The following is a 23,717-nucleotide window of genomic DNA, read 5'->3' as shown; positions in this document are numbered from 1 at the left end:
AGCCGACTACCAGTCTTCGACCTGTAGTCGGGCCTTTGGCCGCTCTTGCTGGATCGTTTGTATCGGAACTGATTCCGATGTTTCAGCCATTCGTTTTTCCGCGGGCGCGGCATAAATGCCCCGCGCCGCATTGCGCAGCCGGCGCTTTGAAAGCCCGGCGGTGTTTGCAATCGTGGTCATTTCCCGGCGCAGCGAGACGATCTCGACGCTGGATCGGCCGCTCAAGTCGCGCCTCCGTGCCCTTTCGGCCCGATGCTCCCACAGTGTGATACTGGCGACCACGCCATCTCGCCGCTCCACTGCCCGAAACACTTGTGTTTCGGGGTCGCGAACAAAGATCTGGCTTATATTGCGGGGATCGTATCGCACTTCGAGCTTACTGAGCCGATCTCGTTCCGGCACCAGCCTGCCAATCCAACTCGAATAGTAGTGCAGCGCGAACAGACTGATCCCTTGAGGCGACAATTGCCTCTGACCGGCCGGCAAGAAGGAGAGCAGCACATGGTGCTGGTCGTCGATGATATGAGGGTGGCCTGCCGCACGCTGCTCCCACTCCTTGACGGGAATGTTCAGCGTTTTCGGATTTTGATGGCGATTATGATCCAGGATCGCCAGGACCACGCACCGCTCCAATTCGGAAAATGAGAGGCGGGCACGGTGTTCGGCAGGATATTCGTCACGAGCTGCCACGGAACGTTTCGTGGTGCCCGGTAATGTTGCCAACACACCGTTCAGCTTTCCTAGAAGCCGTTCCACGACGCCGCCGTGGTGAACCCGAGCGCGATCCCGATATCGAATGCGGATCCCGTATTCGTCGCAGCCTCGCTGAAAAGCATGCCCCTTGAACTCCATCGCCGAGTCGGCCACAAGCAGCCGGGGCCTTCCATACATTGGCCAGTCATGGCGAATATCGCGCGATGCGAGCCAGCCATCCTTGGGGCAAATCGCCTGCGCAAGGCAAAGCGCCACCGACAGCACCGAGGGTTTTTCCAGCGATAGGCAAAAGCCCAGGATGGCACGGGTGGCAACGTCGGTCACCAGTGTCAGATACGCCCGCCCGACGAAAACCCCGGCCCCATCGATGACCTCGACGAAATTTACATCTGTCGGCGTGTGGTCGATCTGGCAGACATCCAATGGGTTTGTTGCATGGATGTATCCAGGCCGTGGCTTCAGCCGCAACAAATGTTTCGGATTGGCCGAGCGCTTCCTCGCGATCGTTTCGGCTGAAAACAATTCAGGGATCCTGCGCGCGACAGTGACATACGATGGCTGGGACAGGCCTGCCTCCTCGCAGCGCGCGCGGATTTCGGCGACGACCGGAGCCAATGGCGGCGCTTCGAGGGTGAGCCACTGCTCCTGCAAAGTTCTCGCAACGATAGCTTCGACGTCCGCCGAGATCCGCTTTCGCCGGGGGCCGGATGTGCGCGGCAGGAGCGCGGTCACCGTTCTGTCGGTTCGATATCGGGCCAAGAGATTGTATATTTGTCGGGACGACAGCCTCAATTCCGCAGCAGCGCGGTCAATGGCCGATTTGCGCGAACCGTATCCTTCCAGGATGCGATCCAGTTGGTCCGCGAGCCTGCGCGCAGCCGCCCAATCGGCTTCAGTAGATTCACGGGCAGGTGTCGATCGGCAATATTGAAATGGATTTGGCACATCTGGCCTCATCGAAATCGTTAGCGATAATCGTTCCTACCAATAACGCCTAACTCTAACAGCCTAATGACGATTTCCAGTTTGAAACCTCAAAGTAAAAGCCACAGGGGCGCAGCAGATGCGGCAGATCGATATCGACAGCCTGGACGAGGCAACCCTCATCGAACTCAACGCGCGCATCGTCGAGCGTTTGCAGTATTTGCACCACCAGCGAACCACCGCAGCCCTTCAAGAAATCCGGGTCGGAAGCGGCGTGGAGTTTGAAGGCCCCGGCGGCGTCCTGGTCCGTGGTGTCGTCATTCGCCGCAACAAGAAGACGGTGACGGTGCATGCCGATGATAACCGTCAATGGAATGTATCGCCGACATTGCTGAAACCCACCGGCGCCCACGTGCTCGATACTACCGGTCCTATACAGTCCGAGGACGGTAAGGTCGTGTCCTTCCCAAGGCCAGACCGTCGGTGATGCGCTCAGGATCTGGCAACGATCATGGTGGCCAATGGGGGAATGGTTGGGTGCGATGTGCCGATCCCCAGCCGATCGCCGAGATAGCGCCAGAACGACAGGCCGAGCTTCTGGCAGGTCTTCGAAAGGCCCAGCATGCTGTCGCGTGCCAGCCGCCCGTTGCGACTGACCGTCCCTCCGGAAATCTTCCGCTTGATGACAAAGCCACGCAGATCGCGTTCCGACGCATTGATGTGGAGTGGGATTTCGGGCCGCTCCAGAACCCGCAGCAGTTCCGGCTTGCGGCGCCTCAGCCGAAACAGCAATTTGTCGAGATCACCATAGCCGGTGCGGATGGAGAAAATCCGATCGAACCGGACCTGAAGACCGTGAGCTGCACGCTGGCTTGGACTTCGCTGATAGTTTTTCAGCTGCTTGTAAAAGAGCCAGATCAGCTCGCGCAGGGTTTCGACGTGTTTTACCTGGCGCGGCGTCGCCGGCATCAGCTTGTGCAGAAGCCGTTCCGCATGGACCCAGCACAGCGCGTGGGTACCGACGCGAAACTGCCCGGCATCGTCGGAGACGATCACTGCATTGCCGACCAGCCCATGATGGCGGATGGCGCCCCATATGCCGGCCTCGGCGAAGGGCCGGAGCGTTTCGGTGTCGAAGATGTCGATACCATGTTCGGCGAGGTGCTGGAGAAACGGAACCTGATTGGCAAACCGCTGCGGTTCTTGCCTCTTCAGCGGCGCCAGAAGAACAGGGTCCACCTGCCGGTCTTCGAGAAAAGCGAAGGCGGCATCGTTGAGGACATAGTCCTGATAGTTGCCGCGCAGCAGCGCCAGGAAGTTCAGTCGCGACTTCGAGGACGTCGTGCGAAATGCGGTAAAATGCTCACCGCCGATATGCGTCGTATAAACATTGCGGTTGGTGTGACGGGAACCGGTGTCGTCGACCGTAACATAGGGCGCCGAGACGAGGCCGGCGTGGAGCACGGCTGCATCCTCGGCATGAAAGCCGTCCAGGCGCTCCGTCAGGAAACGGACCATCTGACGTTTGGAGATTTCGACACCAACGTCGTTGAGCAAGGTCGTCATTCGCTGCGTCGTGACTTGGCCATGCGCATGGAGCATCAGACAAAACCGCCGCAGATTGGGCCCAAAGCCACCTCGTATCCCCGCAGGCAACGGCGCGAGGATGGTGTCTCCCTCCGGCGTCACCCAGCACTCCCGCCGGTAGCGAACCACCTCGACCTTGAGCACCAGATCCCGGACGAAGCAGTCCTTGTAGCCCTTGAAGCGCGATCCCGGCGGCACACTGACAGGCAGCACCTCTTCACGGGTCACCCGCTTTGTGTCGTTCTTCGGCCCTCGCGGCCGGGGTGCGGGATCCTTGGCCGAGACCGTCTTGTCACCCGGTGCGTTCTCCATGCCGGACGGTCTGAAAGGCGGGCGGGGGGCCAAGTTTTTCAGGCGCGCAATCTCATCGCGCAGAAGCTGGTTGTCGACCTTCAGCCGGGTGTTCTCGAGCCTGAGCTGATCGTTCTCATCCCGAAGCCGTTGGTTTTCAGCTTCGAGCTTCTCAATCCGGGCGTCTGCCCGATCAGCCCGCTCCATCAAGGCGGTCACGCGCTCGCGTAGCGCCTTCAGCGACAGCGTGTCGGCATGCTCGGCCATGGGAAGGCGGCGCTTCGTCATTAAAGAAGAATCTCATGATTTGCAGAAAACAGGAATCTCTTTGCTACCGGATTTGCTCCAGGTACTGCTGAGGCCGATCTCCGAGGCAGCCGTCGCGCTTGCCCGTCTCGACGAACGCATCGCCCGTTCTTCCGTAGGCGCGGGCTTTCTCGAACGCTCGCATTTCCTCGAAGCGCATGCCTCGCTCTGGGTCGATGGGGAACTTGTTCATCTCGAAGACCTCGTCCTGCATGATGCGCTTCGCGACGTTCGTGCCCCCACCCACGAACTCACCATCGCCCGCGACATACTGAAAACCCGTCGCCGCATTGCCGCCCATCCACCCGCCTGGGCGCTCTCTGCTCAAGGCCTCGCCTCCCTCCGCGGCCGGCCGTGGGCCGGTGCATCATTGGGTGGCGACGGGGAGGGGCTGCCTCATGACAATGTTGAGGTGGGTGGCACTGGCGCTGGGCTAGGGGAGGCCGAAGATCCTGATGCCGACGGTCTGGGGGATGCGTTTGCTGAGATCGATGCGGTGCTCGCCCGCTCGGAGGCCGCGATCGAAGAGGCGAAGAAGCCGGCGCGGGCCAAAACCGCTCCGGACAAGGATCCCTTTGTCTACGATCTCGACTGGGATGAGGACGAGCGGCTGGAGGAGTGGCGGGCCGTGCTGACGCACACCCAGGATCTGCCGCCTGTCCTGCAGACGATCGTGGCGCTCGATGCCTGGAACTCGATCTCCGTCCTGCAGCACGCGCCTTGGCTGGGGCGTTTGCTGGCCGCCTCGGTCCTGCGCGAGGGTGGCGTCACCACCGGCTCCCATCTTGCGACGATCAATATCGGGCTGAAGGCCATCCCCGTCGACCGGCGCCGAGACAGGAATAGGGAGACGCGGTTGCTGGCGATTACCAGAGCCCTGATCATCGCTGCAGAGGCGGGGCTCAAGGAGCATGATCGGCTGGTGCTGGCGCGGCAGATGATGATGCGCAAACTGGAGAGGCGCCGGACGTCGTCCCGGCTGCCGGAGCTCGTGGAGCTTGTCATGGCGCGGCCGCTGATCTCCGCCGGCATGGTGGCAAAGACGCTTGAGGTAACGCCGCAAGGCGCGCGGCGTATTGTTCAGGAACTCGGTCTTCGCGAGATGACGGGGAGGGGGAGGTTTCGGGCATGGGGTGTGATTTGAGCACCTGTCGCGTGCAGCGCGGCCTGTCGAGGCCACTTGGTTTTCAAGCGACCTGAGTGCACATATTCTGATCTAGGTAGAGGATGCGCGGGCAGGCCATCGGTGTGGTCCAACTCAATCCTGTGTCGTCACTTTAACGCAATTTGATCAGCTGTTTCTTCGGCGGTCGGGACTGTTGGTGGTCAGACGCTTTACAACGGCGGCAGATTAGATTCGGCGCTTAGATTTTTCACCAACCGCTTCCATTAGAAATCACTCTAGCGGTTTCCGCAGGGGATGAAACGTATCTTCTCCGTGGCTGGAGACGACAGTGAAAGTTCACATCGCATCATGGAAGCCTGCGGAGAAATGCACGCGGCCTCGCGAGGTTGAGGGAGGTACTGGCGATAGCGGCTCAATACGCTGACACGAGCGCCGCGAGTTCGCCTGAGAATGCGAGAACATCATCTATCGATAGCTTAGCTACCGCCGTCCCCTTTATGAATGCTGAGTGTGCGGCACCGATCTTGCCGAGAGCAGACTCGGCTAGCTAGCTTGCAAAAACGAATGGCAAGTAGCTCCTGAGGGTTACGCCAGCCATTCCACTGGCACGAGTTTCAAATCATCCCGCCATTCTTCGGTCAGATGCACTCCGGGAAGACCTCCCCACACATCCGTTCCCGCATGGTCCAGGACAATGGCCTGCAAGCGTCCTTCCGACCGAATGACCTCCTTGCCGATGGCATCGAAGACTGAGCGGACGGCTGCAACATCCTTGTCTCGCTCGCGGCCCGTGACACTTTTCTCATCGTCGGAAAACCCGCGTGGAAAATAAACCTGACTAGGCTGATCGTAGATCAGCAGGCTTGGTACGGCGTGGAAGCCTTTTAGGAAAAACCGCTGCAGAGCGAGCGTCACCGCCACATGGTAGGCGAGCCAGTTCGCACCACTGCCGATTTCCCACAGATAGTCCGAACGGTCCGTATGGATAACCTTGATGGTCAGATCGTCAGTGAGCAGTTCGATTGGTGCGTTTGGCCACTCCGCGTCGAGCAAGGGTAGGATTGTCGATGTCATTGTTTGAATGATCTGAAGCGCATTGCGCATCTTTCGTTCGACTTCCCGTTCGGAATAGACCTTGCGCAAGTCGCTGATCTGTTCCAGCAGCCGTTGCAATTCGGTAGCAAGGTCTGACCCCTCTTGAGTACGATCGAGCGAGGTCAAGGCTTGCTGCAATCCACCGACGAATCTTTCTATACGGTCCTGTCTGAAGAGTGCGTCCTGCACCTCTTTCGATTTTTGTTCGAGCAGGGAAATTTCCTGCCTGACCCCGGTCAGTCTAGCGGTAGCTTCCTCGACGTCGCTGCGCAGGCGTAGCCGTTCCTTCTCAAACGTGTGCGATAGGCTGGGCTGAGAGCGAATCTCGATCTCGATGCCCGCAAGCGCTTGAGACAGCGTATCGAGTTTCGTCCGACCAACAGTCCCCAATGCGACCAGCGGGTCGTTTGAAGCGCCGGCGCGACCGCGCAACCATTCGGAAATGTTTAGACGGTCGCGCTGGATCAGAATCGCGTCTCCGTATGAGCTGCTGCTGACAAGCAGGCGCTGCAGCTCGTTATAGGCCTGGCGTTTCTCACCAAGGGTGGCGGCTGCTTCGCTTTCTGCCTGCCGCAACTCTTGCAGCCTCGCTAGTGTGCCGTCGATCGAATCGACTGTCGTGAAGGCTTGCCTTGTATCGGCTTCGGCTGCCTTGCGCAGCAGATCGATGATGTCGGGCCATTCGTCAGGTATAGCCGTGTTCGGCGGCAACAGGCCGAGTTCGATGGCCTGTCGCAGACGGGCCTGTGTCTCGAGCTGCCAAGCGTTGACCGCCTTGCGGGCGGCGTCCAGCGCCGATTGCTTGCGTCTGGCCTCGCGCTGAAGCCTGTCAATTTCCCATTTTGCCAGGAGCATATCGGGCGTGAGCGCACCAATGACATAGGGAAATATTGCTTTCAGTTTCTCCCGATGCTCGCTCGTATCTGCGTTGAAAAAGAGTACCATCGGGTTCGCAACGATGTATTGCGGCTGGAACGTGAAGGCGAGAAGGTCGCGAAAGCTTACCCGCGATTGGAAACCGGAATCGCTGTTGGGATCCAGCCCCAATTGGGACAGACCCGCCAGGGTGTCGAGCTTGCGCTTGACAGCATCCGCGGTGGTATTCCGCTCAGGCGCCTGAACCGGGATGTCCACCGTATCGCCCTCGGCGATGAACATGTCCCCGGTCTGGCGCGCATCCCCCGGCTCTCGCCTCGCAAGCAGCTTTTGGCCTTCCAGCGTTTCGATTACCAATCCAAACCATGCACAGGCCGTACGGATCGTGCCGACCGGGATCGAGCATTTTCCGGATCCTAGGCAGTAGTCGATGATAGGAATAACGGCCGACTTGCCGGTTTTCGACGAACCGCTGATGACATTGACCATGCCCGGCTCGAACTTGATTACGCGCGGGGTGCTTCCGTTTTTCGGCCAAAGGATCAACCGTAAAATCTGAAAATGCATCAGACATCCACCTGAAGTAGTTGAAACACTTGGCCTTGCGGTAGTCGGGCGGACCAGCGACCGAGCTTTTCAGCGCTTGCCACATGAAACCTCAACCGCTCTGGTGGTCGTGGAACGCTAACATCGTTTGCGCGGACCAGACCGTTCGCGTAATTGATGTTGAGCAGACCTGACGCGATCCCTGCGCCGACGGACTGTAGCGTCAGCTCCCGCATGCGCAGGGTCCGTTCATGAACGGCCATCAGCCGTTCCCGCTGTTCGCCAAGCTTTACAACGAATTTAGACAGGCCGGAAGGCAGGTTCGTCGACTTCAGATCAGCCAGCGTGCGCGCATGCAGGATCAGCGGCAGGACAAGGAAGTAGCTCGGCAGCGACGGCAGCGCATCCATCTTTTCGGCTTGGAAACCGCGCCCAAAACTCCACAAAAGATGCGCGCCGAATGCCGGGTTCTGGACCAGCATGATCGGGTCAACAGGGGGAAAGTATGGCACTTCGGATTGAGAAAGTAGAGCTTCCATGAAAATCACTCAGGCGGAAACAGGGTTTCGTAGTCGCGATGCCAGCCGATCCTTCGGCCTTGGGCCAGGCAGTTGAAGGCGCCCGATATGAAATATCCCGGCAGAGACTGGCCTTCGAGCGGCAGGGTTACCTTCGAGCAGGCCCAATAGATGCTTCGTCCGCGCGCGGGGACGTCGAGCTGAGGATTGGTGTCGTCGATCTCGAGCGATACGAGACTGTGCTTGCGGACAAGTTGATCGTCGAGCTCGACGAAACTGTCGCCGTAGATCGTCCCGTCATCAGCCCATTTCACCTTATCAGCGGTCGTCCGCATATAATCGCTGACAGCGATCACCAGCATGTCCTGAGGAGCCTCAACCGCCTTTAACTGCCGCACGAACAGCGGCTCTCCCCGGATGGCGGCATCGATCGCGCGATCGTCCGGAGGCTCTATGGCGGGATTGAGCGCGTTTGAGAAATTGTGCCGGCGCACGAAAGCCGAAAATTTCCGCCGGAAGTCAACTGCGAGAATGGCCCGGCTTTGCTCCTGCCGAATGAGATCGTCCATCCAGTTGCGAGCAAGCCCGATAGCACCGGCGCACAATTCGTCGATCGCCGCCGGAGGCATGAAGTTCATACGGTCACGGATACTTCGGAGCGGGTCGGCCTCGGACTGAAAGCTGCAACGCTCGACGATGGCGCAGCATACCACGTCGCCAGCGGCGAGAAAGCGGCCTAGATGCGGCTGCCAGGCGACCTCCTTATCGCAATCGTCAAACTGCTTCCGGATTTTCTTTAAGACCTTGGTCGCCTCTGCGTTCGTCGTGGCTTTGTCCATCTCGGTCATCAGGGAGCCGGGCTTGCCCTCCGACACGTAGTAGCGAAATCGTGCCCCATTGGGGTCGATTTTCAATGCAGTGCAATCGTCCGCCCAGTTTGCGAATGTTTTCCAAAGGTCTTCCGCCTTGTTCGTGGCCGGATTGCCTGAAATGGCACTTTTGGCTTGCTCGAACACGACAGTGCCATCGGGATGATGAATGCCGACGTCGTCGATAATTTCCAACGAAACCGCGTGATCGTCCGGAACGGTCAATAGATGGTAGCAAAGCCGGACTTGCTGGAGGGAATAGCCGAGATATTGGCCGGGCGCAGAGCTTTTAGCCGCTTGAGGCAGGGGCGGAAGAGCCATACAGTGATCTAATCCGTTACAGGGAAACGAGCAGTTCAATTATAACGGTAGTGCAAATATAGTTCGTGCACAAATGCCTTTTTTCACTTGTAATAAAATAAACTGAAAAAACAGCATCTTAACGCGAAGCCGAGCAATTCCACTCTTGCAACCACGGTTGCATGCGCAGGCCTTGAACAAAAGGGCCCCGTTGGAGACTACAGCGCCCTATCCTATAAATGTGCAACCTTACGCTTGCTTCAGGAAAGCGCGCAACCACGCGACCTGTTTTTGGATCGACAGGCGAGGCGGCATTGCCCCGCGGACTTGGATATAGGTCAGGACCGAGGCGATCTGATGCATCCATCTTCTTCGCAATCGGTTTGTCTGTAACCTGATCTTGCTGTGAAAATAAGAGTTTAGAATTGAAGCGTCGGGGTCGCTGGTTCAGTTCCTTTCAAGGCGGAGACGAGGACACTCGACCCAGATGCAACATGTTCTGAGTATCCGAGCCGAGCATCTCATTCGATCTTACGCAGCTTCCCAAACTTGATTGAGAATCTTGGCGGCCAGTGCGGCCTTGTCTTGCGGAAGAAAGCGGCCGTAATGCTGTTGCACGACGTCGGGTGTGTCCTGAATTGCGTAGCTCGCCTGTTCGTAGGATCCGGTCTGCTTCAGAATATGCGTTGCGAGAATGTCTCGCAGGTTATGCGGTCCATGCGGCAGGAGGCCCTTGATCGCACCCCGTCCGGTATAGGGATTATAGATGCCGTAACGTTGGATGACAGTCCGCCAAGCCTCGTAGAATGTGGTCGAATTGTAAGCAGCATCAATACTGGTCGTCTTCACCGTCTTGACGAAAAGCGTTTGGGGATCTTTTGCACCGCCAAGCAGAACTCCACGATGCCTGTCGATGTAAGCATCAAGGTATTTGTAGAGATCGAGAAGGTCGGGCAAAATCAACCGGAACGGCTTCTGTCCGAAGAAGGATGAACCGGAGTTTTTGAATGCGACCGACGGGATAAGGACCTCCCACCCCTGGTCGCGATCACTCCAGCGCAGCTCACCGCATTTCAGTTCCTCTAGCCGGCGTTCTGACGTCGGATAGTGTCCACGGGGGCAGACACGAAGTTGGCGAAGGTTCTTTTGCCTGAGCCCAAGGTGCAGGCCCAGGCGAAGTAATAGGAATGATCTAACGGCTTCGGCGGCCGGTCGTGGATATCTGTTCTCATCCGGCATACGTTTCACAATCTCGTCTGTGATCTTGCGATATTCGGCCAACGGGCTGTCCGCTTCGAGTACACACATGATCGGTTCAAATGGATCGCGATGCACGCGCATCACTCGCTGGATCTCCTTGGAACGGTTAGCGGCATGTCGGTGAAACGCATCGCAGGCGCCATGCCAGTCGCGAGCTGCAAAATCGATTTCTTCCTGCTCAATCAAGCCCGCAATGGGCCTGACATTTCGAAGCAGCTCCGGATGCTGCCGGATCCAGCCGACGTCCGCGCGAGATAGGGCTTGGGCGACCATCAGCATGTCTTCTTCCCACTTGGTGTAGAAGCCACGTCGCTGTTCCCGCCACTGCAGATACCAGTCCCAAACGCCGGGGAAAACGAGAAGGCCGAAGCTTAAGTGGCTGACTGGCACGCCGAAACCCTTCACGAGACCGTTTGGCGAGGCAGCAAGCGCACCAAACATCAAACCGAGGTGCTCAATCTTCTGGGAGGCCGTTTCTTCACACCAGACGCCGTTCCGTCGGAACCCAATCGCCGTCAGCGTCGAAGTCTTGAAGCGGATGAGATCAGCCATTTCCATGGCAAGTCTCGGCGGTGCGTCGATAACGCCAGAAAGCAGATCAGGATCATCAAGTTCTGCGGCAACGTTCTGATTGGCGCCGGTCGCCGAGGCCAACGATCGAGAGGACAGAAAGCTGCTGCCATAGGTGACGCCGGGAAAGCGGATGGCATATCGCTGCTTGCTGGCCGCCGCCTGATAGCGGCGATATTCTGTAGAGCCTTAAATGATCACCCGGCGCACCCAGTCGAGGATCTCCTCGCGCTTGGTGAAGGGCAGGCTGTTGAAGTCCTCCGGCAAGTGCATTGAAATCCGTCGACGCTCGGCTGGGCTGATATCACCGAGATCGTGACCATAAAGTGAGCGCGCCTGATGCGGCAGTTTCTCTTTGAAATATCCCTCTGAAAGTCGATAGCGTCTCTCGATGCGGCGGAGGATATTGAAACTGGCAATAGATCGAGGCACACGCTCCCCCTTGATCCAGGATAGCAGCGTCTTATTGTCGAAGGTCTCATTCAGATGAATAACGGCGCGGTAAAGCTGCCAATAGGTGTCGCCGAACCGACGCATATGATAGACCAGTGCATCCTGAAAGTTCGCCGGGTCCTCGGTCGCGTCGAACAGTGGTTCTGGGAAAGGGCTGATCGGTTTTGGAGTCGGCCCACGTGGCAACGATTCATATGGGGCAACAATGCCATCGGCCGTCGCACGTTGAGGCTTTCTGGTTGAAGGGGCGCAGGTTGCGTTTCTGGCGGACGCCATTTTCTTCGGGCGAGCCGTCCGCTTTGGTGGCCGTTGTTCTTCGACTGCTGGCGGTCCGTCCAGCCATCGGATGATTGCATCCAAGCCCGGCCGGAGCTGTTTTTTCAGTTCTACCGTCAGCTCAGCTTCGACACCACTGGCTTGGCCTATCGCCGTCCAGTCGAATTGGCCACTCCGAAGCGGTGGCCGTTTCCGATAGATAATTAAGCTGATCAGGAAGGGTCGGATGTTCTCCAGCACCCGTCTGGATGCGACTGGAGCGATACGAAGCTCGCAGAATTCTGAAATTTTTCGCTGAAAATGTCGGGATGAAAGGTCGTGTTTGGTCATGCTTGTTCCTTTTCGCTCGGCACCAGTGCCGAGGGCGAGCGGAAATAGGGGGCGCCCATTAACAAGATATGTTTAGGGCAAGAGGTTAGATGCCGATCGCTGCCTCTTGAATCAAGAGCTGCAGATTGTGGTGCTGAGCGATAGACGGGCTTGCAATAGCTCATTTCTGGCAATAATTATGAGTTATAGAGAGAGATCCTATAACTCATGACATGGAACTGGCAAAACACTGACTGGCCAAACTTCAGATACGACACCGCAAGCCTGGTGCCGTTAGAGCAGAAATTTTTGCAGTCCGCCGGTGAGGTTATCGGTGCTGTTAGACATTTCAACGATGACGACAGCAACCAACTTCGCATTGAGTTGCTGAGCGACGAAGCGGTCAAGACCTCTGAGATTGAGGGGGAATTTCTGGACCGCGTGAGTGTCCAGTCATCACTCCGCTGGCAGTTCGGGCTAAACACTGATGATAGACAGATCCGCCCCCAAGAGCGGGGGATCGCCGAGATGATGGCGGATGTCTATCGAAGTTGGCGTAGGCCGCTGTGTCATGAGGGACTGTTCCACTGGCATTCAATGCTGATGGCCGGAAACCGATATATTGAAACGGTTGGTGCTTACCGCACGCATGAAGACGTCATGCAGATCGTATCAGGTCGATTGGACAAACCTACCATCCATTTCGAGGCGCCCCCATCTCGCCAGGTTGCCGCTGAGATGGAGACCTTCATCACATGGTTCAATCAATCCGGGCCAGATGGTCAAACGTCGCTTCAAGCTCTGACGCGCGCCGCAGTGGGACACCTTTACTTTGAAAGCATACATCCATTTGAGGATGGCAACGGCCGAATTGGACGCGCGCTCGCCGAGAAATCCCTGGCGCAAAACATAGGGCAGCCAAGTCTCATTTCACTCGCTTTCACAATAGAGAAGCGCCGGAAGGCATATTACTCAGAGCTTGAGCGACACCAGCGCACGCTTGATATCACCGACTGGATCATTTTCTTTTCAGAAACTATTCTGGATGCTCAACAGGCGACGCTTGAGCGCGTAGATTTCTTCATCCAGAAAGCAAAGTTCTATGATCGTTTTCGGGACAAGTTGAACGAGCGCCAAGAAAAGGTAGTCGCACGCATCTTCAAGGAAGGGACTGCTGGTTTCAAGGGAGGTCTAAGTGCCGAAAACTATATCTCGATCACAGATACATCCCGCGCTACAGCAACACGCGATCTTCAGCAACTCGTGGAGATCGGTGCACTGACGCGTACGGGTGAACGTCGGCATACTCGATACTCACTGTCATTGCAAAAATAATTTTCCGCCAGGCCGATGAACACCCCAAAGTCATCATTTAGGCGAACCGCTGTTCGAGCCCTTTCAAGGCGAAAGACATAGGTTGTCCAATCATTCGCTGATACGTTCAGATATTTCCCTTAAGTGACTGATGTCGCCATTGCCCTTGGACTTTGACTTGAGTGGGCGTGAAGTCATGATGTCCATTATCCATACAAACTTCGTCTGACCCCATCATTGAAGGGCTCATGGTACGGAACGAACTCAATTGGCCTGCCTTCCATAGCGGGAGCAGAGCCGCCATTCCGAAATACCAGGCGCGTCATGGATCTGTCGAAAATCAAAGCCCTCATCGATTTTGTCGGTAAATCGAACGTGTCCGAACTGTCGGTCACTGAAAAGGGCGTAACGGTCCGCATTTTTCGCAATCCCCGGTCCGGCGCTACTCTCTCAAATTCTCCAACGGTCGAAGCGGTCGCCGAAACATCCAGAAAGGCCGTCGTTGAAACCCACGCTGCCGCCGTCGCGGTCAAGGCTCCGGTATTCGGCGTGCTGCATCGAACCCCGGCCCCGGGTGAACAACCTTTCGTCAAACTCGGCGATCTCGTCGCGGAAGGACAGACACTTTTCGTCATCGAAGCGATGAAGGTTTTCAACACAATCTCAGCCCCACGCTCGGGACGCATTGTCCACCTCACGGACATTGATGGCGGTGAAGTGGAGACGGGCAACCTGCTGGCGGAGATCGCTTGATGTCGTCACATCTCGAAACAATGCCATTGTTCGACACGGTCCTGATTGCAAACCGCGGCGAGATCGCAACGCGCATTCAGCGCGCCTGCCGCGACCTCGGACTGAAAACCGTGGCCGTCTGTTCCGAGGCGGATCGTGATGCGCCTTACGGCAAATCTGCTGATGTGTTTCTCTGCATTGGACCATCGAGCGCGTCCAAGAGCTATTTGAACAAGGACGCCATTCTCCTCGCAGCCCGCGTGACCGGGGCAGGGGCCATCCATCCCGGCTACGGTTTTCTTTCAGAAAACGCAGAATTTGCCGAAGCTATCGAGACTGCGGGACTGGTTTTCATAGGCCCCAACGCCGCTTCGATTGCCACGATGGGGGACAAGATTGCCGCGAAGCGGGCAATGATCGCGGCTGGTGTGCCTTGTGTTCCCGGTCCGGACACGGCGCTGCCAGACGACCAGAGCCTTGTCGAAGAAATCGCGCTCGACATTGGTTATCCGGTGATCATCAAGGCAACCGGTGGCGGTGGCGGGCGCGGCATGCGGGTGGTGACGGAACCAGCCCGGCTGCAGGATGCGCTGGCGCTGACGCGGGAGGAAGCGCGCCAGGCCTTCGGTTCGCCAGCGCTCTATATGGAAAAGTTCCTCCAGCATCCGCGCCATATCGAAATCCAGGTCCTTTGCGACGCTCATGGAAACGCGGTCTGGCTTGGGCACCGTGATTGCTCCATGCAGCGGCGTCACCAGAAGGTTGTCGAAGAAGCTCCGGCGCCAGGGATTGCGCCTGAGATCATCGGTCCGGTGGGTGAGGCCTGTGTCGAGGCCTGCCGGCAGATTGGCTATCGCGGGGTCGGAACCTTCGAGTTTCTATATGAAAACGGGGCGTTCTACTTTATCGAGATGAACACGCGGCTGCAGGTCGAACATCCGGTCACCGAACTGACGGCAGGGATCGACATCGTTCAGCAGCAAATAAAGGCAGCGCAGGGCTTTCCTCTGGCGCTGACCCAAGAGAACGTCACCTGCGAGGGCCATTCCTTCGAGTGCCGCATCAATGCCGAAGATCCGGAAACTTTCCTGTCGTCTGCGGGCGTCATCACCGGCCTCCAGTTGCCTGAAGGCGAGGGCATTCGCGTCGATACCCATATCCATGCCGGCTACAAGGTCTCACCCTACTACGACTCGCTGATTGCCAAGCTGATCGTGCATGCACCGACGCGTGCCGAAGCCTTGGACAAAATGCGCCAGGCACTGGCCGCAACGCGCGTGGATGGCATCTCCACGAATATTTCCTTCCTGCGGGCACTGTTCGAGGATGAGGCTTTTGCGAGAGGCGAGACCGACATCCACTATCTCGAGCAATGGCTGAAACAGAGGGCAACGGCATGAGCGCGATCGACGTCAGCGATCCGAAAACAATCGCGTTTCTCTCCGAAGCGCTCTCTGCCGCCGGTGTCGACGGATTGGAAATCTCCGGCGCCATCGGTCAACTGCGCATTGTTGTCGCCGATGGCGAGGCCCACGCTGCGCAATCGGCTAAGGCATCATCCAAACCCGCTGTGATCAAGGCACCTATGGCTGGCGTTTTTCAGGTGCAGGATTGCGCCTCAGCAGAGCTTCCTTATCCCGTTATTCCCGCCGATGTTCTGGGCGTTTTGCGCGTCGGCCATGTTCTGGTTCCGGTAAGGTCGGAGCTTTCCGGTGTCTTGACCAGGCTGCTGATCGAACCTGGCACGCTGGTCGGGTTTGGAGAAGCCCTCTTCGAGATCGAGCCCCAATCATGAGTGCGACAGTGACCACGCAGATGCAGCCATTGCAAATCATTCCCGCAGGCAAGGACCATGCCCGCATCTCTGCGATCGGCAGCAGATCCTTTCTACTGGAGGCGCCGGGCGATTTCGACCTGGCTGCCCAGCGCCGCATCTGGGCCTTGTCCCGAACGCTGAAGGGCTGGAGCGATCTGGCGGAGATCATTCCCGGCATGACAAACCTGCTCGCCATTCTCAAAGAGACGCCGGACGATCCGGCGGAGGTCATGGACCGGCTGTCCGAGGCATGGGAAGGCGCTCGGAGCATCGATCTTGCCGGGAAAACGATCGAGATCCCGGTCCATTACGGCGGAGACTACGCGAGCGACCTGCCTGCCTTGTGCGACCTGTCAGGGCTCACCGATCACGAGGTAGTCCGCATCCATTACGAGGCGACCTACAGGGTCTTTGCGCTCGGTAGCGCGCCTGGATTTGGTTATCTCCACGGTCTCGATCCCCGTATCTACATGCCCCGCAAGACCGTGCCATCCCTGAAGATGGAGAAGGGCTGCGTGACCATCGGCGGGATGCAGACCGGCGTTGCCATGCTGACCGGACCCAATGGCTGGAATTCCATAGGTTTTGCCGATCTGCAGATGTTTGACCCGCAATCTACGACGCCAGCCATGATGGCGCCTGGCGACATTGTCCGGTTCGTGCCCGCGAGGATCGAGCTATGATTGAAATCCTCGAAACCGGCCCTTTCAACACAGTACAGGACCTTGGACGTCCAGGTTACCGGGATATCGGTGTTTCAGCCAGCGGCGCGATGGATTCTCTTGCTGTCAGGATCGGCAACAGTCTGGTCGGCAATGACGAGGCCGCGGCCGCGCTGGAGATCCAGACCTTTCCGTTTCGTCTGCAATTCACGGAGCGAACCGGCTTTGCTGTTACGGGCACCGATGGAAAGCCCTTCCTGGACGGGATCGAGCTGCCGTCCTGGTGTGCCTTCACTGCCGAAGCAGGCCAGACGCTTGAATTGAGGCAGCCGCCGAAACTTGCTCGCGCCTATGTCTGTGTTGCCGGTGGCGTGGACGTGCCATCGGTCATGGGGTCGCGCAGCACTTCCTTGCGTGGTGGTTTTGGCGGTTATGGTGGTCGCCCCCTGGAGAAGGGAGACACGATCGCTGTAGGTGCGGCTTCCGCCCACACTCCGCTGCCCGCCTCTGGTCTGGCGGTGGTGGAGCCGTCGGTAGCGCTTCAGGATGTTTTCCCGGCATCGTCTGATGGAAGTTTGCTGATCCGTGCCCTGTCGGCTGGCGAGGAGGGCCTGTTTGCGGAGAATGGCAAGGCCTTCTGGGGCCAGACCTGGCGCATTTCCTCGCGCAGTGATCGAACGGGTTACCGCCTCTCCGGCGACGCCATCGTGCCGGCGCAAACCGTTGAGATGCGATCGCATGGCGTGGTGCCGGGAGTAATCCAGGTTCCGCCCGGTGGAGAGCCCATCGTGCAGATGAGCGATGCGAATACGGCTGGTGGCTATCCGAAAATCGCAGGTGTGATCGAAGGCGATCTGTGGCGTCTGGGACAGGCCCGGATCGGTAGCCGCGTGCAGTTTGTCCGTTCGAGCCATGCGGAAGCCCGCGCGGTGGAAAAGGCTCTGGAGCGCTACATCACAGACCTGAGGCAGACGATCCCGATGGTCAAGCGCGCTCTATCGGCGATGAGAGGAGCCTAGAATGAAAATCGATCTGAATTCTGACATGGGCGAAGGCTTTGGTCCGTATCGTCTATGCGACGATGACGCGATGATGGGCATTGTTTCCTCCGCCAACATCGCCTGCGGATTTCACGGCGGCGACCCGGACACGATGGCGCGGATGGTGCGGCTTGCGAAGGCGAACGGCGTCGGCATCGGTGCCCATCCCGGCCTTCCGGATCGGCCCGGTTTCGGTCGTCGCGAAATGCCGTTCCAGCCGGATGAACTGCGCCAGCAGATGCTCTACCAGCTTGGTGCCCTGATCGCGATTGCCAGAAGCGAGACTATGCAGGTTGGCCATCTCAGCTTCCATGCGGCCATGGGAACCATGGTCGAGCGCGATCCGGCAGTTGCAGACATGATGATGCAGGCGATTGTCGCGGTGGATCGGAATCTGGCGGTTTTCGTCACAGCAGGCAGCGAAATCGAGAGGGCGGCAAAGCGGGCGGGCTTGAAGACGCTGGCTCTGTTCCTCGCGGACCGCGCCTATGATGCGCGCGGCAAACTGGTTGCGCGTGGTCTGCCCGGTGCGCTTGTCAAGGACGAGGCATCGGTACGCTCCCGCGTTCGTCGTTTCCTGATCGACGGAACCGTCGAGGCCATAGATGGCACAGTCATTCCAATGCAGGCGCGCTCCATTCTCGTCCATAGCGATACGCCCGGTTCGCTGGAGCTTGCCCGCACCGTCCGCAGCGAAATCGAGGCGGCAGGCGCCACGCTCGCAACAGCTGCCGAGCTCGCCAGCTGACACGCCCAATCGCCCTCCGGCGCTTCCCCACTTTCAATCCACCATCGAAAGACCAGACTGATGTCCGTCACAGCCGACCGCCTGAAGAATGTCTCCATTTCCGCTTCCGCCGCCATGACCCAGCGCGCCCGAGAGCTCGCCGCCAAGGGTATCAAGGTCGTTAGCCTTTCCTCCGGCGAACCGGATTTTCCGACGCCAGCCCACGCAATCGAGGCTGCCTATTCTGCCGCCCTCAACGGCGACACGAAGTATCCGCCCATGGATGGCACGGCAGCGCTCAAGGCCGCCATCAGCAGGAAGTTCAAGCGCGATAACAATCTGGATTACGACGCAAGCCAGATCATTGTTTCGGCGGGCGGCAAGCAGGTCATCTTCAATGCGATGCTAGCAACCTGCAATCCTGGCGATGAAGTCGTGATCCCCACACCTTCGTGGGTCAGCTATGCCGATATCGTCAAGTTCGCCGGTGGCGTTCCTGTCGCTGTCCCTTGCTTCGAGCAGGCCGGCTTCAAGCTGCGCGCCGAAGATCTGGAAGCGGCCATCACGCCGCGAACCAAGTGGCTGTTCCTGAACTTCCCGAACAATCCAAGCGGCGCCGCCTGCTCGCGCGCCGAGATGAAGGCGATCGCGGATGTCATGCTGCGCCATCCGGATGTGTTGATCCTGACCGATGATATCTACGAGCATCTGGTCTATGACGATTTCGAATTCTGCACGATCGCCGAGGTCGAGCCCCGGCTATACGATCGCGTGCTCACGATGAACGGTGTTTCGAAAGCCTATGCGATGACCGGCTGGCGGCTGGGCTTCTGTGCCAGCGGCTCGAAAGAATTGATGGCCGCGATCAGCAATGTCAATGGCCAGAACAGCGGCGGCATCTCGACCCTGACGCAGGCGGCCGCGATTGCCGCACTCGATGGTCCCCAGGATCTGCTGAAACAACGCGCGGCGATCTACAAGGCACGCCGGGATTTCGTCATCGACAGGCTGTCGGAGGTGGAAGGCCTTCGCTGCCATAAGCCAGAAGGTGCCTTTTACGTCTATCCCAACATCTCGGGTCTGATCGGAAAGACCAGCAAGGGCGGTCGCAAGATTGCGACCGACGTCGATTTCGTCATGGCGCTGGTCGAGGAACACCATGTCGCCACCGTTCAGGGCGCCGCCTATGGCATGAGCCCGTTCTTCCGAATTTCCTACGCAACCAGCATGGAGATGCTGGAAGAAGGCTGCGCCCGCATTGCCCAGTTCTGCCGGGACATGAGTTAGCCCTTCAGCGCTTCGGTCAGTTCGACCAGAATGTCTCTGACCGCTAGCGCCGGCTCCGACAGCGGATTCTGATCGGAGACACACAAGGAAAGCGTCTCCTCGATACGCGGGGAGATGATGCGACAGATTATCGGCTCGCCGGTTTCCGTCACGATACGGTCGGCGATCGCCTTCGGCATGATCGTTGCACCCAGACCTGCAGCCACCGCGCGCGCCAAAGTGCGCACGATCTCGACCTCGGCCACCACTTTCATGCTGTTTCGTGTTCGGGTAAAGGCGGTGTCCACCGCGCGCCGGACGAAGTTGTAAGCGGGCGGCATCAGCAGAGGAATGCCGTCCAGAGCCGCAAGTGGCACCGGCTTTCCATCATTTTCGATCCCAAGATCCCGATGGGCGACCAGATAGAAATCTTCACGAAGGATCGGATCAAAACGCACTCCCTTGATCGGCCCCGTACCGTGGATCAGAGCCATCTCGAGCCGACCGTTCATGATCATCTGGCTATAGGTCTGGCCGACGCTCTCGGTGAGGTGCAGAAGGATGCCCGGATGACGCCGACGCGTTTCCGCCAGCAGGTCGACCGACAGGGTGGCTGCACTGCTGAAAGGCACGAGACCAACAGAAACGCGCCCAGCCAGCGAGTTTCCCGCTGCCGATGCATCGGCCTGCGCCTGTTCCATTTGACGCAGAATGATCTGCGCATGGCGGTAAACTGCATGGCCTGCATCCGTCATGCTGACGCCCTGCTGGCTGCGGATCAGAAGCTTATGGCCGAAATGCTCTTCCAGAGCGGCCAATTGCTGGCTGAGCGCCGGCTGGGCGATATGCAGCAGGTCCGCTGCACGCGTGATGCTGCCGCTGTCGACAATCACGATGAAAGATTTGAGACGTCTGATGTCCATTTGGATCGGATGCGCTTGTTGAGAATAACCTCATGTTTACAGAGGTGAGGGCCTTTTGCAAACGCGTGGAGCCTGACCGCACTCGTGGGAACCGGCGCTCCATACAACTTGCTTATTGCTCCAGAGATAATCGGTCTTAGGCAAGCATTTAAAGCGCCGCTAATGTCTGCGGCAACAAAAAGGGGACTTCAATGCCATTCTCGGATTACAAGACAGCTTTGGTGACGGGAGCATCCTCCGGCATCGGCGCTGCCATCGTCGAGCGCTTCCGTCGCGAGAATATCGAAGTGCACGCCATTGCGCGCAGCGGGGATGCTCTCAAGGCGCTTGCAGAACGGACCGGATGTATCACGCACGTCATCGACGTGACGGATCGCGCCGCCATCGCCGAGTTGGCCTCCCGCATACCTTTCGACATTCTGGTCAATAATGCTGGCGTCGACCGACCCAAGAAATTCCTGGACGCCGATGAAGGTGACATCGATCTGCTTGTCGACGTGAACCTGCGCGCGGTTTTGCACATCTGCCGACTTATCGTTCCGGGAATGGTTGCCCGCGACCGCGGCCACGTCATCAACATCTCTTCGATTGCCGGGAATTACAATTTCGGTGGCAACTCCACCTATCATGCCGTCAAGGCTGGCGTGGCCATGCTGTCGAACCAGTTGCGGCTGGATGCCTTCGGCAAGCGTGTGCGTGTCACGGAAATCTGCCCGGGTCGCGTGGCGACAGACATCTTCAACCACGTGCATGGGAACGATCCAAGCATTCGCGAACGCTTCATCGACGGCTTCGAACTGCCGCAGGCAGCCGACATCGCGGACGCAATAGCCTTTGCGATTGCAGCGCCGGTCGCGGTCAATATCGGTCACATGGAGATCACGCCGACGCTTCAGGTGATGGGTGGACTTCAGACGGCACGGCCGCAGGCGGCCAAGGCGGACGGGACCGGGGAGCCGACCCCGTGAGCGGATTCGACCTCTCGGCCATTCTCAAGGATCCAGCCTATGTCGGCATGCTGCTGCATGGCGTTGAGATGACCTTCGTGATCTTCGCCGGCTCGTGGCTGCTGGCCATGACGCTTGCGATCACACTTCTTTCCATCCGGTTTTCCCCGTTTCGCCTGGGGGAATACTTCGTCTCGGCCTACGTGTCCTACCATCGCAATGTGCCCACGCTGGTACAGCTCATGCTCTGGTACTTCGGGATTTTCACGTTGATGCCGGACGGATTGACCTCCTGGCTGTCTGCCCACAATGCCGAAACCATCTTTGCAATCGTTGGTCTGGGTCTTTGCCAAGCAGCCTATTTCAGCGAAGACCTGCGCTCCGGGCTGCGCTCTGTCAGTTCCGGCCAGATGGAGGCTGCGAAGGCGCTTGGTCACGGCTATCTGTCGGCTATGCGCTTCGTGATCCTGCCGCAGGGCGTCCGCAATGCCTTGCCGCCGATCATCAACCATAGCGTATCGCTGTTCAAGAACAGTAGCCTCGCCATCATCATCGGCGCACCGGAACTGACGCATGCGGTCAAGGAAATCGAGAACCTCAGCTTCCGGACCTTCGAAATCTACGTGATCGGCACGGTGCTCTACCTGTTCTTTTCCCTGCTGATCATGGGTGCGGGTGCCTACCTGTCCCTGCGCGCAGACCCGGTACAGAGGGCGCGTGCATGATCACGGACATCATCACCATCATCCAGGATTACTGGCTTCTGCTTCTGATCGGCCAATATCCGAACGGTCCGCTCGGTGGACTGGTGAACACGCTGATCCTGTCGGCGCTGAGTATCTCGCTCGCCTTTCCAATCAGCATCCTGTTCGCCTTGGCGCGCCTGTCGAAATGGCGCCTGTTGCGCTGGCCCGTCACGGCGCTCGTCTACGTCACCCGTGGCGTGCCACTGCTTATGCTCGTTCTGTGGAGCTATTTCCTGGTGCCGCTTCTGACTGGCGCGGATGTTCCAAGCTTCCTGACGATGTTGACGACCTTGGTCATTTACCAGGGAGCGTTTCTCAGCGAGGTCGTTCGTGGAGGCATTCTTACGCTCGGCCACGGACAGATGGAAGCCGCTAAAGCGCTGGGACACAGCTATCTGGGGGCGATGCGCTTCATCATCCTGCCGCAGGCGCTCTACAACATGATCCCGAGCATCATCTCGACCTTTGTATCGACGATCAAGGATACCACGATCGGCTATGTCATCAACGTGCCGGATCTCACCTTCGCGGCCAGCCAGGTCAACAACCAGCTTCTGACGCAGCCTTTCCAGGTCTTCCTGATCCTGGCGCTTGTCTACTACGTCATCTGCTGGAGCCTGACTCAGGTTGCCAATGTCATCGAGCGACGGATCACCCGCCGCCGCGCCGGAGTAGCCCGTGCGGCAGCCGCGACACTGGCGCCATCCAAAATCCTATCGGAGCAGCCATGACCACGCCCGCATCCACATCTCAACAGGCCCCGGCCATCCGCTTGTCCAGCGTCTACAAAAGCTATGGTGATCACCCTGTTCTGAAAAACATCGAAGCCACGGTTGCACGCGGCGAGGTGGTGGTGATCTGCGGCCCGTCCGGTTCGGGAAAATCGACCCTGATCCGCACGATCAACCGTCTTGAAGAGATCAATAGCGGTTCGATCGTCTTCGACGGTCAGGATATTCATGCAGCGATGCCAGCGAAAAAACTCAATCTTTTGCGCAGCAGCATCGGCTTCGTTTTCCAGAGCTTCAACCTGTTCCCGCATCTCTCGGTCATCGAGAACGTGTCGATATCGCCCATTCGCGTGAAAGGCGTCGCACCGGATCTGGCCCGCGCCAAGGCACTGAAACTGCTTGATCGGGTCGGACTTGCCGAAAAGGCGAACGCCTACCCCGGACAGCTCTCCGGTGGCCAGCAGCAGCGCGTGGCAATTGCCCGTGCACTCGCCATGGAACCGCCGATCATGCTGTTTGACGAGCCGACCAGTGCGCTTGATCCAGAGATGGTCGGAGAGGTTCTTGCAGTGATGAAAAGCCTGGCTGCCGAAGGCATGACGATGTTGTGCGTTACGCATGAAATGGGCTTCGCCCGAGATGTTGCCGACCGCATCTGGTTCATCGATGCGGGCGAAATTCTGGAGACGGCTCCACCGGAGGAGTTCTTCAAGACGCCTCGCCATCCCCGTGCGCAGCGCTTCCTCGCTGACCTGCGCCATTGAAATCCAAAACAAATAAACAAAGGAGAGCA

Annotated in this window: 20 protein-coding genes and 1 pseudogene; 14 read left to right on the top strand and 7 right to left on the bottom strand. The window is 58.3% G+C overall.

The window, feature by feature from the left end; genetic code table 11:
- Positions 1-6 precede the first annotated feature (6 nt).
- The gene (locus tag G6N80_RS22460) at positions 7-1,671 is read right to left on the bottom strand and encodes a Mu transposase C-terminal domain-containing protein (RefSeq protein WP_246251540.1); all 1,665 of its coding nucleotides are present in this window, start codon (positions 1,669-1,671) and stop codon (positions 7-9) included.
- Positions 1,672-1,777: 106 nt separating this feature from the next.
- On the opposite strand from G6N80_RS22460, the gene G6N80_RS22455 reads away from it, so the two are divergent.
- Positions 1,778-2,125, top strand: coding sequence for a hypothetical protein (locus tag G6N80_RS22455; RefSeq protein WP_047526010.1), 348 nt, complete (start codon positions 1,778-1,780; stop codon positions 2,123-2,125).
- 5 nt (positions 2,126-2,130) lie between these two features.
- Here the strand turns inward: G6N80_RS22455 and G6N80_RS22450 are convergent, their stop codons facing one another.
- Positions 2,131-3,804 (bottom strand): IS66 family transposase, encoded by a 1,674-nt coding sequence (locus G6N80_RS22450; RefSeq protein WP_165137438.1) that lies wholly within the window; start codon positions 3,802-3,804, stop codon positions 2,131-2,133.
- Positions 3,805-3,823: 19 nt separating this feature from the next.
- Between G6N80_RS22450 and G6N80_RS22445 the strand changes: the two genes are divergently transcribed.
- A complete protein-coding gene (locus G6N80_RS22445) occupies positions 3,824-4,966 on the top strand; it encodes an RHE_PE00001 family protein (RefSeq protein WP_246251539.1) in 1,143 nt (380 codons plus the stop codon).
- A gap of 567 nt (positions 4,967-5,533) precedes the next feature.
- Here the strand turns inward: G6N80_RS22445 and G6N80_RS22440 are convergent.
- The 4 genes and pseudogenes from G6N80_RS22440 to G6N80_RS22425 all read right to left on the bottom strand — a co-directional run bounded on the left by G6N80_RS22440 (position 5,534) and on the right by G6N80_RS22425 (position 12,041).
- A complete protein-coding gene (locus G6N80_RS22440; protein WP_165137432.1) occupies positions 5,534-7,486 on the bottom strand; it encodes a DUF3732 domain-containing protein in 1,953 nt (650 codons plus the stop codon).
- Positions 7,486-8,004: a three component ABC system middle component gene (locus G6N80_RS22435; RefSeq protein WP_165137429.1), complete on the bottom strand. Its 519-nt coding sequence runs from the start codon at positions 8,002-8,004 to the stop codon at positions 7,486-7,488. The genes G6N80_RS22440 and G6N80_RS22435 overlap by 1 nt, the downstream gene beginning before the upstream one ends.
- A gap of 5 nt (positions 8,005-8,009) precedes the next feature.
- A complete protein-coding gene (locus tag G6N80_RS22430) occupies positions 8,010-9,173 on the bottom strand; it encodes an ABC-three component system protein (RefSeq protein WP_165137426.1) in 1,164 nt (387 codons plus the stop codon).
- 510 nt (positions 9,174-9,683) lie between these two features.
- Positions 9,684-12,041, bottom strand: a pseudogene (locus G6N80_RS22425) (hypothetical protein).
- Positions 12,042-12,248: 207 nt separating this feature from the next.
- On the opposite strand from G6N80_RS22425, the gene G6N80_RS22420 reads away from it, so the two are divergent.
- The 8 genes from G6N80_RS22420 (at position 12,249) to G6N80_RS22385 (ending at position 19,598) form a co-directional block, all read left to right on the top strand.
- Positions 12,249-13,355: a Fic family protein gene (locus G6N80_RS22420; protein WP_165137423.1), complete on the top strand. Its 1,107-nt coding sequence runs from the start codon at positions 12,249-12,251 to the stop codon at positions 13,353-13,355.
- 303 nt (positions 13,356-13,658) lie between these two features.
- Entirely contained in the window at positions 13,659-14,087 is a 429-nt protein-coding gene (locus G6N80_RS22415; RefSeq protein ID WP_165137420.1) for an acetyl-CoA carboxylase biotin carboxyl carrier protein, read from the top strand.
- Positions 14,087-15,466 (top strand): acetyl-CoA carboxylase biotin carboxylase subunit, encoded by a 1,380-nt coding sequence (gene accC / locus G6N80_RS22410; protein WP_165137417.1) that lies wholly within the window; start codon positions 14,087-14,089, stop codon positions 15,464-15,466. Before G6N80_RS22415 ends, accC begins: the two co-directional genes overlap by 1 nt.
- Entirely contained in the window at positions 15,463-15,861 is a 399-nt protein-coding gene (locus G6N80_RS22405) for an acetyl-CoA carboxylase (protein ID WP_165137414.1), read from the top strand. The genes accC and G6N80_RS22405 overlap by 4 nt, the downstream gene beginning before the upstream one ends.
- Positions 15,862-15,881: 20 nt before the next feature.
- Complete coding sequence (gene pxpB, locus G6N80_RS22400) at positions 15,882-16,565, top strand: 5-oxoprolinase subunit PxpB (protein WP_246251542.1); 684 nt, start codon at positions 15,882-15,884, stop codon at positions 16,563-16,565.
- A complete protein-coding gene (locus tag G6N80_RS22395) occupies positions 16,562-17,563 on the top strand; it encodes a 5-oxoprolinase subunit C family protein (protein ID WP_165137408.1) in 1,002 nt (333 codons plus the stop codon). Before pxpB ends, G6N80_RS22395 begins: the two co-directional genes overlap by 4 nt.
- A gap of 1 nt (position 17,564) precedes the next feature.
- The gene (locus G6N80_RS22390; RefSeq protein ID WP_165137405.1) at positions 17,565-18,332 is read left to right on the top strand and encodes a 5-oxoprolinase subunit PxpA; all 768 of its coding nucleotides are present in this window, start codon (positions 17,565-17,567) and stop codon (positions 18,330-18,332) included.
- A 60-nt stretch (positions 18,333-18,392) separates the two neighbouring features.
- Positions 18,393-19,598 carry a pyridoxal phosphate-dependent aminotransferase gene (locus tag G6N80_RS22385; protein ID WP_165137402.1) on the top strand — a complete coding sequence of 402 codons (1,206 nt, stop codon included), beginning with the start codon at positions 18,393-18,395 and terminating at the stop codon, positions 19,596-19,598.
- Here the strand turns inward: G6N80_RS22385 and nac are convergent.
- Positions 19,595-20,500, bottom strand: a complete 906-nt coding sequence (gene nac, locus G6N80_RS22380) for a nitrogen assimilation transcriptional regulator NAC (RefSeq protein ID WP_165137399.1) — start codon at positions 20,498-20,500, stop codon at positions 19,595-19,597. The genes G6N80_RS22385 and nac overlap by 4 nt on opposite strands.
- Positions 20,501-20,691: 191 nt before the next feature.
- Here nac and G6N80_RS22375 point away from each other — a divergent pair, with 191 nt between their 5' ends.
- From G6N80_RS22375 to G6N80_RS22360, 4 genes are read left to right on the top strand one after another with little or no spacing between them, the layout of a single operon-like run.
- Complete coding sequence (locus tag G6N80_RS22375) at positions 20,692-21,468, top strand: SDR family oxidoreductase (protein WP_165137396.1); 777 nt, start codon at positions 20,692-20,694, stop codon at positions 21,466-21,468.
- Positions 21,465-22,172, top strand: coding sequence for an amino acid ABC transporter permease (locus G6N80_RS22370; protein ID WP_165137393.1), 708 nt, complete (start codon positions 21,465-21,467; stop codon positions 22,170-22,172). The genes G6N80_RS22375 and G6N80_RS22370 overlap by 4 nt, the downstream gene beginning before the upstream one ends.
- Positions 22,169-22,924: an amino acid ABC transporter permease gene (locus G6N80_RS22365; RefSeq protein WP_165137390.1), complete on the top strand. Its 756-nt coding sequence runs from the start codon at positions 22,169-22,171 to the stop codon at positions 22,922-22,924. The genes G6N80_RS22370 and G6N80_RS22365 overlap by 4 nt, the downstream gene beginning before the upstream one ends.
- Positions 22,921-23,688 carry an amino acid ABC transporter ATP-binding protein gene (locus G6N80_RS22360; RefSeq protein WP_165137387.1) on the top strand — a complete coding sequence of 256 codons (768 nt, stop codon included), beginning with the start codon at positions 22,921-22,923 and terminating at the stop codon, positions 23,686-23,688. The genes G6N80_RS22365 and G6N80_RS22360 overlap by 4 nt, the downstream gene beginning before the upstream one ends.
- The last annotated feature ends 29 nt before the right edge of the window (positions 23,689-23,717 follow it).

The organism is Rhizobium rhizoryzae (genome assembly GCF_011046895.1).
In the GTDB taxonomy this organism is placed as follows: domain Bacteria; phylum Pseudomonadota; class Alphaproteobacteria; order Rhizobiales; family Rhizobiaceae; genus Neorhizobium; species Neorhizobium rhizoryzae.
The sequence above is the reverse complement of the archived record's forward strand: the minus strand, read 5'-3'. Positions and strand labels throughout refer to the sequence as shown.

Excerpts from the sequence above, each read along its gene's own strand:
- G6N80_RS22460 (WP_246251540.1), bottom strand. The coding sequence starts at position 1,671 with ATGAGGCCAGATGTGCCAAATCCATTTCAATATTGCCGATCGACACCT.
- G6N80_RS22455 (WP_047526010.1), top strand. The coding sequence starts at position 1,778 with ATGCGGCAGATCGATATCGACAGCCTGGACGAGGCAACCCTCATCGAA.
- G6N80_RS22450 (WP_165137438.1), bottom strand. The coding sequence starts at position 3,804 with ATGACGAAGCGCCGCCTTCCCATGGCCGAGCATGCCGACACGCTGTCG.
- G6N80_RS22440 (WP_165137432.1), bottom strand. The coding sequence starts at position 7,486 with ATGCATTTTCAGATTTTACGGTTGATCCTTTGGCCGAAAAACGGAAGC.
- G6N80_RS22435 (WP_165137429.1), bottom strand. The coding sequence starts at position 8,004 with ATGGAAGCTCTACTTTCTCAATCCGAAGTGCCATACTTTCCCCCTGTT.
- G6N80_RS22430 (WP_165137426.1), bottom strand. The coding sequence starts at position 9,173 with ATGGCTCTTCCGCCCCTGCCTCAAGCGGCTAAAAGCTCTGCGCCCGGC.
- G6N80_RS22420 (WP_165137423.1), top strand. The coding sequence starts at position 12,249 with ATGACATGGAACTGGCAAAACACTGACTGGCCAAACTTCAGATACGAC.
- G6N80_RS22415 (WP_165137420.1), top strand. The coding sequence starts at position 13,659 with ATGGATCTGTCGAAAATCAAAGCCCTCATCGATTTTGTCGGTAAATCG.
- accC (WP_165137417.1), top strand. The coding sequence starts at position 14,087 with ATGTCGTCACATCTCGAAACAATGCCATTGTTCGACACGGTCCTGATT.
- G6N80_RS22405 (WP_165137414.1), top strand. The coding sequence starts at position 15,463 with ATGAGCGCGATCGACGTCAGCGATCCGAAAACAATCGCGTTTCTCTCC.
- pxpB (WP_246251542.1), top strand. The coding sequence starts at position 15,882 with ATGCAGCCATTGCAAATCATTCCCGCAGGCAAGGACCATGCCCGCATC.
- G6N80_RS22395 (WP_165137408.1), top strand. The coding sequence starts at position 16,562 with ATGATTGAAATCCTCGAAACCGGCCCTTTCAACACAGTACAGGACCTT.
- G6N80_RS22390 (WP_165137405.1), top strand. The coding sequence starts at position 17,565 with ATGAAAATCGATCTGAATTCTGACATGGGCGAAGGCTTTGGTCCGTAT.
- G6N80_RS22385 (WP_165137402.1), top strand. The coding sequence starts at position 18,393 with ATGTCCGTCACAGCCGACCGCCTGAAGAATGTCTCCATTTCCGCTTCC.
- nac (WP_165137399.1), bottom strand. The coding sequence starts at position 20,500 with ATGGACATCAGACGTCTCAAATCTTTCATCGTGATTGTCGACAGCGGC.
- G6N80_RS22375 (WP_165137396.1), top strand. The coding sequence starts at position 20,692 with ATGCCATTCTCGGATTACAAGACAGCTTTGGTGACGGGAGCATCCTCC.
- G6N80_RS22365 (WP_165137390.1), top strand. The coding sequence starts at position 22,169 with ATGATCACGGACATCATCACCATCATCCAGGATTACTGGCTTCTGCTT.
- G6N80_RS22360 (WP_165137387.1), top strand. The coding sequence starts at position 22,921 with ATGACCACGCCCGCATCCACATCTCAACAGGCCCCGGCCATCCGCTTG.